The sequence below is a fragment of the Endozoicomonas sp. G2_2 genome (genome assembly GCF_017744135.1).
Classification (GTDB): domain Bacteria; phylum Pseudomonadota; class Gammaproteobacteria; order Nevskiales; family Salinisphaeraceae; genus Salinisphaera.
This window is the reverse complement of record NZ_JAGHQU010000008.1, coordinates 114,221-127,992: the sequence shown is the minus strand read 5'-3', so window position 1 is coordinate 127,992 and position 13,772 is coordinate 114,221. Positions and strand designations below refer to the sequence as shown.

Here is a 13,772-nt window from a genome sequence, read left to right as displayed (position 1 = left end):
TCACCCGCAATATGATGGCCTGCATTGTATGTGTGCACCGCCAGCCTGTCAGGCGCTCTTGATTGGCGCGCCCCGGCCCGCACATAGTCAACTTGAGCCGGCGCCGCGCGCCGCAATCACCGATTTCGCGAGAACCTGAATCCATGACCGACGTTCAGAACAACCCGCTCCTCACCATGCTCGAAGGCGGCCAGTTGCCCGACTTCTCGGCGATCGCACCGGAACATGCCGAGCCGGCCGTCGACCAGATGATCGCCGACGCCCGGCGCGCGGTCGATCGCGCCATTGCTCAGAGTGTCGACCCCAGCTGGGAAACGCTGGTCGAGCCACTCGACGCCGCCGAAGATCGCATCGAACGGGCCTTCTCGCCGGTCTCGCATCTGCACGCGGTGATGGATTCGCCGGCCTGGCGCGAGGCCTATCAGGCCTGTCTGCCGAAACTCACCGCCTTCTCGTCGGAACTGGGCCAGAACACGGCACTGTTCGAGGCCGTGCAGCGCCTGCGCGATGCCGACACCTTCGACACGCTCGACGCCGCGCAACAGCGGGTCGTCAACGACATGCTGCGCGACTTCCGGCTGTCCGGCGTGGCGCTGGACGACGAATCCAAGGCACGTTTTGCCGAGATCGCCCAGCGCATGAGCGAGCTGTCGACGAGCTTTCAGCAGAATCTCCTGGACGCGACCCAGGCCTGGCGCAAGCACGTGACCGACGAATCGCAGCTCAGCGGCCTGCCCGATTCCGCCCGTGCGCTGCTTGCCCAGAACGCGGCGAACAAGGATCTCGACGGCTGGCTGGTCACGCTCGACGCGCCCAGTTTCATCGCCGTGATGACGCATGCCGACAACCGCGAACTGCGCGCCGAAATCTACGAAGCCTTCTCCAGCCGCGCATCGGAAGTCGGTCCGCAGGCCGGCGAATACGACAACAGCGCGATCATGGACGAGATCCTGGCGCTGCGGCACGAAGCAGCCGGCCTGCTCGGCTTCGACAATTACGCCGAGCAATCGCTGGCCAAGAAGATGGCCGACAGCCCCGACCAGATCGAAGCCTTCCTGCTCGATCTCGCCGAGCGCAGCCGCGCCCCGGCCGAAGCGGAGCTGGCCGAGCTGCGTGCACTCGCGGCCGCAGACGGCATCGACGAACTGCAGGCCTGGGACGTCGGCTACTACGGCGAAAAACTCAAGGAACAGCGCTACGACTACTCCGCCGAGGATCTGCGCCCCTACTTCCAGGCGCCGCAGGTCATCGACGGCTTGTTCAAGGTGGTCGAACGCCTCTACGACATCCGCATTACCGCGCTCGACGATGTCTCGACCTGGCATGAAGACGTCACCGTCTACGAAATTCGCGACGCCGAGAACACCCGCCGCGGCGTGTTCTATCTCGACCCCTACGCGCGCGAGGGCAAGCGCGGCGGCGCCTGGATGGACGGATTCCAGACGCGCCGGGCCAGTGCCGACGGCGTGCAGACACCGGTCGCGTTTCTGACCTGCAACTTCTCGCCGCCGATCGGCGACGACCCGGCCCTGCTGACCCACGACGAGGTCACCACGCTCTTCCACGAATTCGGCCACGGCCTGCACCACATGCTCACGCGGGTGGATTACGGCCCGATCTCGGGTATTTCCGGCGTGGAGTGGGATGCTGTCGAACTACCCAGCCAGTTCATGGAGAACTGGTGCTGGGAGCGCGAGTCGCTGGACCTGTTCGCCGCCCATTACCAGACCGGCGAGAAGCTGCCGCAGGACCTGTTCGACAAGCTCCATGCCTCGCGCAACCACATGGCCGGCTGGCAGATGCTGCGCCAGATCGAGATATCGCTGTTCGATCTGCGCCTGCATCGCGACTACGACCCGCAGACCGGCGCCCGGGTGCTCGATACGCTGAACCGGGTGCGCGCCGAGGTTGCGGTCATGCAGCCGCCGGCGATCAACCGCTTTCCGCACAGCTTCATGCACATCTTTGCGGGCGGCTATGCGGCCGGCTACTACAGCTATAAATGGGCCGAAGTCCTTTCGGCCGACGCGTTTGCGGCGTTCGAAGAAAGCTCGCTGTTCGACAAGGCCACGGGCCGGCGCTTTCTCACCGAAGTGCTGGAACGCGGCGCGACCCGCGACGCCCTCGACAACTTCGTGGCCTTCCGTGGCCGCGAGCCGTCGATCGATGCGTTACTGCGCCATAGCGGGCTGGACCAGAGCGAGCGCGCGGCCTGACACCACGCGCCCGCCGGTCACCGGCGGGCGATGGCTAGGCTAGACCGCGGTGTCGAGCAGCGCATCGAAACGTGCCCGCAATTGCTCGACACGCCTTCGGTTGACGTTAAAGTCGTAGTAACCGATCCGGGACGACGATTTCACATCGATGATCTGTGCATCGGGCTGGATCAGAAAGGTCACGTCGTCGACAAAGCCCACCGTGGTGCGAAACGTGGCGTGAACAAAACGATTTTCGGCGCGCTCTACCTTCGCGCCTTCAGCCGCGTAGAGCGTCTTGAGCAGCGCTTGGCGGGCCGCCGCGACGGTCGCGCCTTCGAAGCGCAGCGGCTCGACATGCTTCGAGCCGTCGCGCGGCGCCTGCGACGACACGCAGTGCGGCGCGCTCGAGCACGGTGTGAACTCATCCGCCGAGCGGGTGAACTGCTTGGGCGGCGAACTCGCACAGCCGACCAGTCCGGTGGCCATTACAATGGCGGTCGCAAACGGTTTGAACAGAACTCGAATCATCGGGTGAATTCGCCGGGCTGGGTATAGGTCTCGCACTGTACACCGCCGCCCGCTCGATTCATGCGTTGTCGACCGCAAGGAAGTCTTGGATGCAGATCGCCACCTGGAACGTCAATTCGCTCAACGTCCGCCTGGAGCACGTCCTCGCCTGGCTGGAGAAGAACCCCGTCGACGCGCTCGCGTTACAGGAAACCAAGCTCACCGACGACAAGTTTCCCGCCGATGCCATCCGCGCGGCCGGCTACGAGACCGTTTTCACCGGCCAGAAGACCTATAACGGCGTCGCCCTGCTCACCAAGACCGGAGCAGAGGACGTGGTCTACGCCCTGCCCGGCTTCGAGGACGACCACAAGCGCGTGATCGCCGCGACCGTGAACGGCGTGCGCGTGATCGGCGTGTATTGCCCCAACGGCCAGGATCTCGATTCACCCAAGTACGCCTACAAGCTCGCCTGGTTTGAAGCGCTCGCCGCCTGGCTCACCGACGAACTGAAGGCCCACGACAAGCTCGTGCTCACCGGCGATTTCAATATCGCGCCCCGCGACGAAGACACCTACGACCCCGAGAAATGGCAGGGGCGCATCCTCTGCTCGCCCCCCGAGCGTGCGGCTCTGCAGACGCTTCTCGACGCCGGCCTCACCGACTGCTGGCGCCTGTTCGACGAGCGCGAAGGCCGCCATCGCTTCACCTGGTGGGACTATCGCAACGGCGGCTGGGCGCGCAACGCCGGGCTGCGTATCGACCACGTGCTCGCCACCCGCGCGCTCGCCGAGAACTGCCGCGAATGCAAGGCGCACGTCGGCGAACGCGGGCGCAAGCGACCGTCGGATCACGTGCCCGTGGTGGCCGACTTCGTTATTTAAGAGGGCCGCCTGCGATCGAATTCCGATAGACAGCTCCCCTTCCATTTAGCAGACCCCCGAGTTAGGGTCGATTTACTCGAAACTATAACTACAACTCGGGGAAAACTGAGTATGCAGAATGGGTTAAATTCGACTTACAAATCCGTTGTAGCGGAGGCGGATCTGTGGTCGAGAAACCCGGTTCTCGATAGCCAAGTCGTCGATTTCGTTCGGAATCGCTTCGGAACTATTCTCACAAATAGCGAGCGAGTAACAGAGTCGAGCCGATCAATCAGCTCGTTTCAGGCTAGCTCGATAACGGACTACTTTCCCGGCTTGCGGGAGCGCCACGCTCTCAATCTGGCAGAACCATTCGGTTTCAGGCTCCATGAGCCTCAGGCATCCAGTGGAATCGCCCATTTTTCCCATGCCGGGGATATGCCGGAGCTGAAAGCAAATCGTTGTAAGTCGCTCATTCGAGCGCTGATCCCGAACGAACCCTCCTCAAGTAATTTTCTCCACTCCTTAAAATCAGCGACGGGCTTTTATGTTGCTGCTGAAGACCGTATAGATAACTCATCTATGCGGATCGACTTATTGATTAGCTGGCGCGATGAAAATTGCCGAAGATATCGTCAAATCGTCGAGATGAAATTCGATCACAAGCTGACGAAAGGTCAGCTGGAGAAATACGGCCGCGACGCGCTGCAGAATGTCGACGATCCGGAGCATCTGCGGCTCGTATTACTCACACTGGATGGGGCCTTCTCACGAGCAGACAGGCGCTCGCTTAAGGAACTCTGGCATCCGCTCTCATGGCTGAATTTTCTTCGTCATTGGGAAGCGGAATTAGTGTCCGATCACGACAATACCTTTATCGCATTCCGACGCCAACTCTGGGCGCGGATCGGAGCCTGACATGTCAAAAATCGATATTCCCGAATCGTTGCAGTTCTACTACGAATCCCCAGGTAACGCACAAGCGATTGAGACGCTCGTAGAAAAGATTCACGGGCGCAATGACGGCGTCACGGAAGATATGAGCTGGGATGATCTCGCCACTTATCACCGCGCGCTACTGGCTGGTTATCAGACCCAAGTCGACCTATGGCTATTTTACAAAGCTCTATGGGAAGAAGTTTGGGCGCCGGCGACGAGCCTATTGATCGAAGCTGGCGCTACCGATTGCAAAGCACACGAATACGAGGGAGAGCTCTCGCTTTCAACCACTTGGGATGAGTGCATGTATCGCATGCACAATATCGAAAACGGCCGATTTATCTCTTCCGTGTGGAGCGACCAGAAGGCTATAAAAATTGGCTTTCACTTTGAAGAGAAAGGCGGCGGCTACGGATTCTCAAACAGTCTGACTCTCGATGCGGCCGCTTGGGAACATGATGGCAATGAAGATGAGTGGACTACAAAGCCGGTGGACTTGCCGGTTCGAGGTTTAGATCACATCGATGTAACGCCGCTGCAGAAAGCCGCTCTTGCAGCAGTACGTGCATTTACACAGGCGCTTATCTAGTCATAAGCCTTGTCCCGACCGCGAACTGTGAGCGATAGGCTTTTATCTCACGGTACCGCCGAATAACTTCCGCGCGAATCTAAAAAATTCAAAAGCTAGAACAATAAATTGCCAGGCCGACGCTGGACGGTCCTCCCAAGTCGGCTATCTATCACGTCTTGAGTAGCGACCGCGCTCACGCCATTTGCCGGCAATCGACCTTTTGTCTGATCGTATTCGCGATGGATTTTGTCAAGTTGTAGCCAGCCCTCTTCGGTAAGCAGCGCAGTCACTACACCATAGTGAAACAGTTCGTTGCGGACGGCCCAATCTTCATAGCCAAGTCGCCTGAACTCATCTGAAACTTCCAGCAAGCAGTCCAAAAAGTCCACGCCGCGATGTCGAACCACGTGCGCCGCGGCTCGACGCTGAAGCCATAGTCCGAGCGTCGAAAAACCTGGGAGGTGCATCGGCTGGGCAGCGACTATGGATCGAATCACCGGCGCGTCCGGTTCGAAGCGGCGCACGATGGCCAGCGCGGCGAAATCGCCGATGAAACGTGCATGCAGACTGCTCGTATTTGCCGCCGTCTCCTCGCGGGCGGGCGGCTGAACCTTGGGCATCGCTTGGACTTCATGCTGGTCGGCTGGCCAGAGCAATGCGACGCACCATAAGTCCAAGTATTCATAGAGACGGGCTTTTGCGTGCCCGACTAGCGCGGTGCGCTGCGCCATCAACCGGGACCAGGCCTTGCGATGCTGGTAGATCGTGACGTCGGTGAGCTCGGAGCCCAGCGAGTCCGGCTGCGCCTCTCGACTTGTCTCAAAAAACGCAGAGATAGCGGCGTGGCCATAGGTGTTCTGCACCGCTTCGAAGACCGATGCGTCGAATCCGCGCAGCACGTAATGCTCGACAACACGCGCTATGACGACTTCGAGCGCGTGCTTCTCCGGATTCAAGTCGATGAGGGCGGCAGGCAGGTCATCAATCTCCTCGAGCGCATCGATTGGCGGATCAAACGCGTCCAGCAACTCTTGGTCATTGAGTTCGTCAAGATGGCCGACAAGAGCCGATTCCAAGCAAAAGCGACACATCCGCAAGGCCTCCGAAAACGCGAGCTGCTGCTGCGGCGATAATGCCGCGCCTTCCTGTAACCGAGTGTGCGATGCATGGTGGGTCACTGAACGACCCGGCCACCGTAAGTCGCGCACTCAGACGTCGCAAACGCGAGGGCCGCTACGACTGACGCCGGTTGATGGGAGCGCACGCGATCCGGCCGCCGGGAAGGGGCGGCCTTACGCCGCCGAGCGCGCCCTGTTCTGGTGCGGCCTAATCGTGCGCCCGGCCTAGTCAGGCGCGCGCTGGGTCTTGCGCCCGAAGATGATCAGCCCGATGCCGAAGACGAACATGAGCACGCCGTAAACCGCGGACGGCACCGACATCTCGCTGGAGTCCAGCAGCGTGAGCGTCACGAGCAGGCCGAGCGTGGCGTTCTTGATGCCGAGCTCGATTGCGACCGTCAGTGCGTCGCGCGCCGGCAGGCCAGTCAGCCGGCCGCCGAGAAACCCGAGCGCGATACCGGCGACGTTGAGCGCAGCCGCCGCCAGGCCCGCCGTCTGCAAAAGCGTCCAGAACTGATCGCGCACCTGCATGACGATGGCCACAATGAGCGCGACCAGCACCAGCATGCCGAACAGGCTGACCACACTTTCCGAGCGTTTCGCGAAGCCCGGCGCAATACGTCGCACACCCATGCCCAGCGATACGGGGATGAGGATGATGACTACCAGCGTGGCGATGGTGCGCAGCACGGGCAGCGAGATCTGCTCGCTGGTGTCCATATAGAGGCGCATCGCCAGGTTGGTGAACAGCGGCAGCGTGAGGATGGTGACCAGGCTTGCCAGCACGGTCAGCACGATCGACAGCGCCACGTTGCCGCGGGCCAGAAAGGTGAACAGATTGGAGGTCGTGCCACCGGGGCAGGCAGCGATGATGACCAGCCCGACCGCGATCGGCCCCGGCAGGCCGAGCACGGCGGCGATCGCAAAGGCCATCACCGGCAGCAGCAGAATCTGGGCCACGGCCCCCATGATCGTGGCGCGCGGATACACCAACACGTTGCGAAAATCGCGCGGCGCGAGGGTCAGCCCCATGCCGAGCATGATGATGAACAACGAGACCGGCAGCCCGATCTGAATCAGTACCCCTTGTTCCACGCGGCGCTCCCCTTCGTCTTGTGTCTTGTTATTGCTTGTTGTTTTCCTCGATATCGATGTGTTCGATATCGCTGTCTGCAATATGCGGGGCGCACGCCAATCGAGCAAGCAAAAAACGGCGCCTCGAGGGCACCGTGATATGAGCTGCCGTGTCGTGACGTTCGGCTAGTAGCGGCTCGATTCCTCGACCGCCGTGTTGATGCGTTCCAGAGTCTCGACCACGGCCAGTGCGCTTTCGCCGTCCGAGCGCGCCGGCTGGCGGTCGGCCACGCGGTCGATGAAATGCTGCAGTTCCAGCTTGAGCGGCTGGCCGTCGCCGCGATGCACGACTTCGCTGCCCTCGTCGTGGTTCTGCAGATCGTCATCGATCCACTTGCGGTGATGCGTGACCGTCTGGCCGACTTCGTCGTAGACGAGCATGCCGCGCGAGCCGCGCAGAATGGTGCGCCGGTTGGTCTCGGGCCAGAGCCAGGAGGTATGGATATTGCCGCGCACGCCGTTCTCGAACTCGAGATGCACATGCACCTCGTCCTCGACGCCGAGACCGAGCATGCGATGGCCGGTGCCGCGTACCCGGTCCGGCGCCATGCCGACCAGATAGAGCATGATCGCCATGTCGTGCACGCCGATATCCCAGATCACGTTCTCGGCGCTGCGTGCGCGGCCCAGGTTGAGCCGTTCGTGACGGATCGAGAACAGCTCGCCGATCTCGCCGGCGGCGACATAGTCGCGAATCCAGGCGATCGCCGGCTGATAGATCAGCAGATGGCCGACCATGAGAATCGCGTTCTTGTGCCGGGCCGCGTCCACCAGCTGGCGCGCCTGCGCCGAGCTGTGGGTAAGCGGCTTTTCGACGAATACGTCCTTGCCCGCCTCGAGCGCGGCCATGGCGATCTCGAAATGCGACGGCGTCGGCGTGGCGATGGCCACGGCCTCGCAGTCCGATTCCAGCGCGGCGCGATAGTCGGCAAACAGCGCCGCCTGCGGATATTGCTCGCCGAATTCGTTGAGACGATCGGCATTGCCATCGACGATACCGCCCAGCGCGCCGATCTCGGCGAGATTGCGGATGATGTTCTTGCCCCAGGCGCCGGCGCCAATCGCCACTACTCGCATACGTCTCGTTCCTGTCACCGGTTCGTAACGCGCCGTAGTGTACGCGCTTGCAGCGTTTGAGGCCTCCAGCGACGGGCACATGCGCCTGCCGGACTCCACTTGACCCCGTACCTTGGTACGGGATTATGTTTCGATCACCTCATTCCCGTGAGACCCGATGCCGTACTCCATTGGACAACTCGCCACCGCGGCCGACGCCGGCGTCGAAACCATCCGCTACTACGAGCGGCGTGGCTTGATGCCGGAGCCGCCGCGCGCGGCCAGCGGCTACCGGCGCTACCCGGAAGATGCCGCACGACGGCTGCGGTTCATCCGCCGCGCCAAACGGCTGGGCTTCACGCTGGAGGAAATCCGCTCCCTGCTGGAATTGCAGGCCGGTGGCCAGCGTGCGGACATCAAGCGTGTCGCCGAGGCCAAGCTGGCCGAGATCGAAGCCCGGCTGGGCGATCTGCAACGCATGCGCGCCACGCTGTACGACGTCACCTGCCGCTGCTCCGGCGAGGGCTCGGTCGACGGCTGCCCCATTATCGAAACCCTGAACGACGATGACTGATCACTGCTGCCACAGCGCCAACACGCCCCACGACGACGGCGCCGCCAAGGACCCGGTCTGCGGCATGACCGTGACCGCGCCGGACGCGCCGGCCCACGAATACGCCGGTCGAACCTGGCAGTTCTGCTGCACGCGCTGTCGCGATCGTTTCGCCGCGGATCCCGAATCGTTCCTGAACCCGACGGCGTCCGATGCCGCGCCGGCACCGCCGGGCACGCGCTATATCTGCCCGATGTGTCCCGGGGTGGAAAGCGACGAGCCGGACGACTGCCCCAAATGCGGCATGGCGCTGGAACCAGCCAAGCCGCCGAAACGCCAGACCCGGTACACCTGCCCCATGCACCCCGAGATCGTCGAGGACGAACCCGGCGACTGCCCGAAATGCGGCATGGCCCTGGAGCCGACCACCGTCAGCCCCGATACCGACGACCCGGAACTCAAGGCCATGCTGCGCCGATTTACGGTCAGCCTGCCGCTGTCGGCGGCCGTATTCGTGCTGGCCATGGGCGACATGGTGCCGGGCGTGGACCTGCACGGCATGTTCGGCGCCGCCTTCGGCTGGGTCCAGCTGCTGCTCGCCACACCGGTGGTGTTCTGGTGCGGTGGCTTCGCCTTCAAGCGCGCCTGGCAGTCGGTGGTCAACGCCAGCCCCAACATGTGGACGCTGATCGCGCTCGGCGTGGGCGCGGCCTACGGTTTTTCCATCGTGGCGCTGCTTTTGCCCGGCGTGCTGCCGGAATCCTTCCTCTCCGGCGCCGGGCACGCGCCGCTGTATTTCGAGGCGGCGGCGGTCATCATCACCCTGATTCTGCTCGGTCAGGTGATGGAAGCGCGGGCCCGTGGCCAGACCTCGCGGGCGCTGGCGTCGCTGCTCGATCTGGCGCCGCCCAGCGCGCATCGCCTGGACGAGAACGGCAACGAAACCGATGTCGCGCTCGACGATCTGACTGCCGGCGATCGCCTGCGCGTGCGGCCGGGCGAAAAGGTGCCGGTGGACGGCATCCTGGTCGACGGCCGCTCGACGCTGGATGAATCCATGATCACCGGCGAGCCGGTGCCGCAGGAAAAACAGACCGGCGACAGCGTAACCGGCGGCACGGTCAACCAGACCGGCAGCTTCGTGATGCAGGCCGAATCGGTCGGCGACGACACGGTGCTTTCGCGCATCGTCGACATGGTCGCCAACGCCCAGCGTTCGCGGGCGCCGATCCAGGGCCTGGCGGACAAGGTCGCCGGTGTGTTCGTGCCGGCCGTGGTGCTGTGCGCGATCGCGGCCTTCGTGGTCTGGGCGCTGATCGGGCCCGAGCCGTCGCTGTCGTATGCGCTGGTCGCCGCGATTTCGGTGCTGATCATCGCCTGTCCCTGTGCACTGGGCCTGGCCACGCCGATGTCGGTGATGGTCGGCATCGGCCGCGGCGCGCGCGAAGGCGTGCTCATTCGCGATGCCGAGGCGCTGGAGCACATGGAAAACATCGACGTGCTGCTCATGGACAAGACCGGCACGCTCACCGAGGGCCAGCCACGCCTGGTGGCGGTGGAGCCCAGTGGCGATCTTGCCGAAGACGAACTGCTGGCGCTGGTCGCCGCGCTGGAAAACGCCAGCGAACATCCGCTGGCACGCTCGATCGTCGACGGCGCGGCCGAGCGCGACATCGCCCTGCGCGACGTGACCGATTTCGAATCGCTCACCGGGCGCGGCGTGCGCGGCCGTATCGACGATCGTGATGTGCTCATCGGCAATACCGCGCTGATGCAAGACCACGACATCGACACCGAAGCGTTGCGCGCAGCGGCCGACAAGCGCCGCGAGGCCGGCGATACGGTGATGTTCGTGGCCGTGGACGGCGCGCTGGCCGGACTGGTCGCGGTTGCCGACCCAATCAAGCCCAGCACCCGCGAGGCCGTCCGGATTCTGCACGACGCTGGCCTGCGGCTGGTGATGCTCACCGGCGACAGCGAAACCACGGCCCGAGCCGTGGCCGGCGATCTGAGTATCGACGAAGTCCATGCCGGTGCGCTTCCCGAAGACAAGCACGCCCTGGTCGAGCAATTCCAGCGCGACGGTCTCACGGTGGCAATGGCCGGCGACGGCGTGAACGATGCCCCCGCACTGGCCAGGGCCGATGTCGGCATTGCCATGGGCACCGGCACCGACGTTGCCATGGAAAGCGCGCGCATCACGCTGGTGAAGGGCGATCTGCGCGGCATCGCCAAGGCGGTGCGCCTGTCGAAACAGAGCATGCGCAATATTCGCCAGAATCTGTTCTTCGCCTTCATCTACAACGGCGCCGGCGTGCCGATCGCGGCGGGCGTGTTGTATCCGCTGTTCGGCGCCATGCTCTCGCCGATGCTGGCCGCGGCGGCGATGAGCCTGTCGTCGGTGTCGGTGATCAGCAACGCGCTGCGGTTGCGGCGCGCCTCGCTTTGAGCGACCGCGACCGAGCCTGAAGGTTTTGGGCCCGGTCGCCCGCTGAGCGACGCGCGAATACCGAGATTACGGGTTTGTCCTGATAGCCGCGGGTATCTGCGGTGGGCACAGTCTGCGCCACGCCGACACGCCCCGTGCGTGTCGCACCGCATAAAACAGGACGAACAAGGACCAACGTATGCAGACCGAAGAATTCATCAATCGCGTCGAGCAGGCCGGCATCAGCGACCGTACCGTAGCCACGAACGTGAGCTTTGCGACCATCGAGGCGCTGTGCCTGCATCTGCCGCAGGAAGAAATCCGGCAGATGACCTCGCAGCTGCCCAGCGAGCTGTCGCAGGCCGCTCTCAAGGGTGGCCAGCAGCAGACCGGCGAGGCCGACGGCAAGGTCGAGCTTGAGGATTTCTACACGGAAGTCGCCACCCGTGCCGACATGAGCGCCGACGACGTGCGTGAGCCCGTGCGCGTGGTGATCAACACGTTCAAGAAAGCCGTCACCACCGGCGAATTCGTCGACGTGACTTTCGAGCTACCGGCCGATATCAACACGCTGCTCGCGAGCTGATCAGCAAACCGAGGCAGCGCTTTCAGCGCCGCAGGAGAATCGAGCCCGCATGCAAAGACGCATGCGGGCTTTTTCACGTCTACGAGAAGCCTTCGGTTCGATTCGCGTATCTTTTCTCGATCCGCGCCAGTTTTTGCATCGCAATCGTGCCGACCAGGGGCCCCAGCGCGAGCAGGGCAAAAGCGGCGCCCCATCCGAAAGCGCCGTGCACGATCGGGATCAGCCACAGCGTGGGTACGGTCAGGACATAGCCGATGGCCAGCTGCAGCGTCAGCGCGGTGCCGACATACGCCTGATCACCCAGCTCGGTGATAACGGTGGAGAACTGGGCCGAGTCGGCCACCACCCAGAAGCCCCAGACCAGGCCGACAATCAGCACCAGCGGCCAGGCGGCGGCCGGAATCAGCCCGATGATCACCGCGCAGCTGCCGGACACGATCATCGCCAGAGACGTCGCGCGCCCACGCCCCCATCGGTCGCCGAGCATGCCGCCGACCCAGCAACCCAGCGCCCCGACACCGATGACAACGAACGTGGCGATCGCACTCCAGGCCAGCGGCGCGTCGATGGCCTGCGCGGTAAGCACGTCGCCGAAGAACACGGAGAACCAGGCCCACATGGCGTAAAGCTCCCACATGTGCCCGAAATAACCGATGGAGGCGAGATAAACCGGCCGGTCGGAAAACGCCTGCCAGGCCTTGCGTGGATCGAACACGGCGCGCGGAAAATCAAACGGCCCATCGCGGCCGAGATATTCAGCGACCAGGCCGCCGGCCAGCGACATGATCGAGGTCGCCAGAATCACGGTACGCCAATCCAACCCACCCAGGCCGTTGACCAGATGCGGCGCGGCCGAACCCATGGTCAGCGCGCCGACCATGATACCGAGCGCCGTGCCGCGCTTGAGCTTGAACCAGGTCGCCATGGCTTTCATGGCCGGCGGGTACACGCTGGCCAGACAGAACCCGGTGATCGCACGCAGGGCGATCGCAATCGCGATGGGCGGGCCGGCGAGCAGCAGAAGGTTGGCCACCGCCGCGCCGACCCCGCCGTACAGCATTAGCCGGCGCGGCGGCACGCGGTCGGCGATGTTGAACACTGCAGAGGCCAGCGCCCCGGCCACGAAGCCCAGTTGAACGGCGATCGTCATCCACGCGGACTGCGCCGGACTCAACGCCCAGAGATCACGCAGCTGCGGCACGACCGCGGTCGCGGAAAACCAGGTCGTCATGCCCAGCAGCATGGCGCTGGCAAGCACGACGAGCGCGCGCCAGCGTCCGGCCGGATCCTGCAGCGGTGCGGCAGCGGGCGCGTCGGTCACTGCGGCAGCGGGGTCGTGTAGGTTACCGCATCGCCGGAAACACAGACCTCACCCTTCTGGTTCTCGACCGTGGTGCGTATGTTGCAGAACGGTTTGTCCTCGCGGACGCTCACGATTTCCACCCGCCCGGTGATGGTGTCGCCAACGTATACCGGCTTGGAGAACTTCCAATCCACGCTGAGAAACACGCTACCCGGGCCCGGCAGATCCTCGGCGACCACGGCATTGAGAATGCCGGTCGTCACCCCGCCCTGCACGATCAGACCGCCGAAACGGGACTGCTCCGCCGCTGCCCGGTCGGTATGCAACGGATTGCGATCCCCGCTCATTTGCGTGAACAGATCGATATGACGTTCGCTGATATCGAGTCGGCGTTCGGCGGTATCGCCCACGCGGGGCATATAGCGACGCGTACCGGCCCAGCCATTGGTTTTTTCTTGTTCGCTCATGCGCTCCTCCTGCGAGGCAAGATCGCACAAGCAGCGTAGAACCGGCTAC

Annotated in this window: 13 protein-coding genes; 7 read left to right on the top strand and 6 right to left on the bottom strand. The window is 63.4% G+C overall.

All coding sequences use genetic code 11. The annotated features are described in order from the left end of the window. Positions 1 to 143: 143 nt before the first annotated feature. On the top strand, positions 144 to 2,216 hold the full coding sequence (locus tag J7355_RS11355) for a M3 family metallopeptidase (RefSeq protein WP_209062753.1): 2,073 nt from the start codon (positions 144 to 146) through the stop codon (positions 2,214 to 2,216). A 39-nt stretch (positions 2,217 to 2,255) separates the two neighbouring features. On the opposite strand, the gene J7355_RS11350 is transcribed toward J7355_RS11355, so the two are convergent. Next, entirely contained in the window at positions 2,256 to 2,726 is a 471-nt protein-coding gene (locus J7355_RS11350; RefSeq protein WP_209062751.1) for a DUF1499 domain-containing protein, read from the bottom strand. An 89-nt stretch (positions 2,727 to 2,815) separates the two neighbouring features. On the opposite strand from J7355_RS11350, the gene J7355_RS11345 reads away from it, so the two are divergent. From J7355_RS11345 to J7355_RS11335, 3 genes are all read left to right on the top strand, one after another. After that, a complete protein-coding gene (locus J7355_RS11345) occupies positions 2,816 to 3,589 on the top strand; it encodes an exodeoxyribonuclease III (RefSeq protein ID WP_209062749.1) in 774 nt (257 codons plus the stop codon). Positions 3,590 to 3,700: 111 nt separating this feature from the next. Further along, positions 3,701 to 4,486, top strand: a complete 786-nt coding sequence (locus tag J7355_RS11340) for a PD-(D/E)XK nuclease family protein (protein ID WP_209062747.1) — start codon at positions 3,701 to 3,703, stop codon at positions 4,484 to 4,486. 1 nt (position 4,487) lies between these two features. After that, entirely contained in the window at positions 4,488 to 5,096 is a 609-nt protein-coding gene (locus tag J7355_RS11335) for a hypothetical protein (protein ID WP_209062745.1), read from the top strand. 95 nt (positions 5,097 to 5,191) lie between these two features. Here the strand turns inward: J7355_RS11335 and J7355_RS11330 are convergent, their stop codons facing one another. The 3 genes from J7355_RS11330 to J7355_RS11320 all read right to left on the bottom strand — a co-directional run bounded on the left by J7355_RS11330 (position 5,192) and on the right by J7355_RS11320 (position 8,407). After that, entirely contained in the window at positions 5,192 to 6,256 is a 1,065-nt protein-coding gene (locus tag J7355_RS11330) for a hypothetical protein (RefSeq protein WP_209062743.1), read from the bottom strand. A 165-nt stretch (positions 6,257 to 6,421) separates the two neighbouring features. Further along, the gene (locus J7355_RS11325; RefSeq protein ID WP_209062741.1) at positions 6,422 to 7,291 is read right to left on the bottom strand and encodes a bile acid:sodium symporter family protein; all 870 of its coding nucleotides are present in this window, start codon (positions 7,289 to 7,291) and stop codon (positions 6,422 to 6,424) included. A 165-nt stretch (positions 7,292 to 7,456) separates the two neighbouring features. Continuing rightward, positions 7,457 to 8,407, bottom strand: a complete 951-nt coding sequence (locus J7355_RS11320; protein ID WP_209062739.1) for a Gfo/Idh/MocA family oxidoreductase — start codon at positions 8,405 to 8,407, stop codon at positions 7,457 to 7,459. A 157-nt stretch (positions 8,408 to 8,564) separates the two neighbouring features. Here J7355_RS11320 and J7355_RS11315 point away from each other — a divergent pair, with 157 nt between their 5' ends. The 3 genes from J7355_RS11315 (at position 8,565) to J7355_RS11305 (ending at position 11,953) form a co-directional block, all read left to right on the top strand. Next, a complete protein-coding gene (locus J7355_RS11315) occupies positions 8,565 to 8,960 on the top strand; it encodes a MerR family DNA-binding protein (protein ID WP_209062737.1) in 396 nt (131 codons plus the stop codon). Beyond that, positions 8,953 to 11,388, top strand: coding sequence for a heavy metal translocating P-type ATPase (locus J7355_RS11310; RefSeq protein ID WP_209062736.1), 2,436 nt, complete (start codon positions 8,953 to 8,955; stop codon positions 11,386 to 11,388). The genes J7355_RS11315 and J7355_RS11310 overlap by 8 nt, the downstream gene beginning before the upstream one ends. Before the next feature lie 178 nt (positions 11,389 to 11,566). Next, a complete protein-coding gene (locus tag J7355_RS11305; protein ID WP_209062734.1) occupies positions 11,567 to 11,953 on the top strand; it encodes a DUF2267 domain-containing protein in 387 nt (128 codons plus the stop codon). A 79-nt stretch (positions 11,954 to 12,032) separates the two neighbouring features. On the opposite strand, the gene J7355_RS11300 is transcribed toward J7355_RS11305, so the two are convergent. Both J7355_RS11300 and J7355_RS11295 read right to left on the bottom strand, forming a co-directional pair. Beyond that, complete coding sequence (locus J7355_RS11300) at positions 12,033 to 13,274, bottom strand: MFS transporter (protein ID WP_348523028.1); 1,242 nt, start codon at positions 13,272 to 13,274, stop codon at positions 12,033 to 12,035. Next, positions 13,271 to 13,723 (bottom strand): MaoC family dehydratase, encoded by a 453-nt coding sequence (locus J7355_RS11295; protein ID WP_247739931.1) that lies wholly within the window; start codon positions 13,721 to 13,723, stop codon positions 13,271 to 13,273. Before J7355_RS11295 ends, J7355_RS11300 begins: the two co-directional genes overlap by 4 nt. Between the last annotated feature and the right edge of the window lie 49 nt (positions 13,724 to 13,772).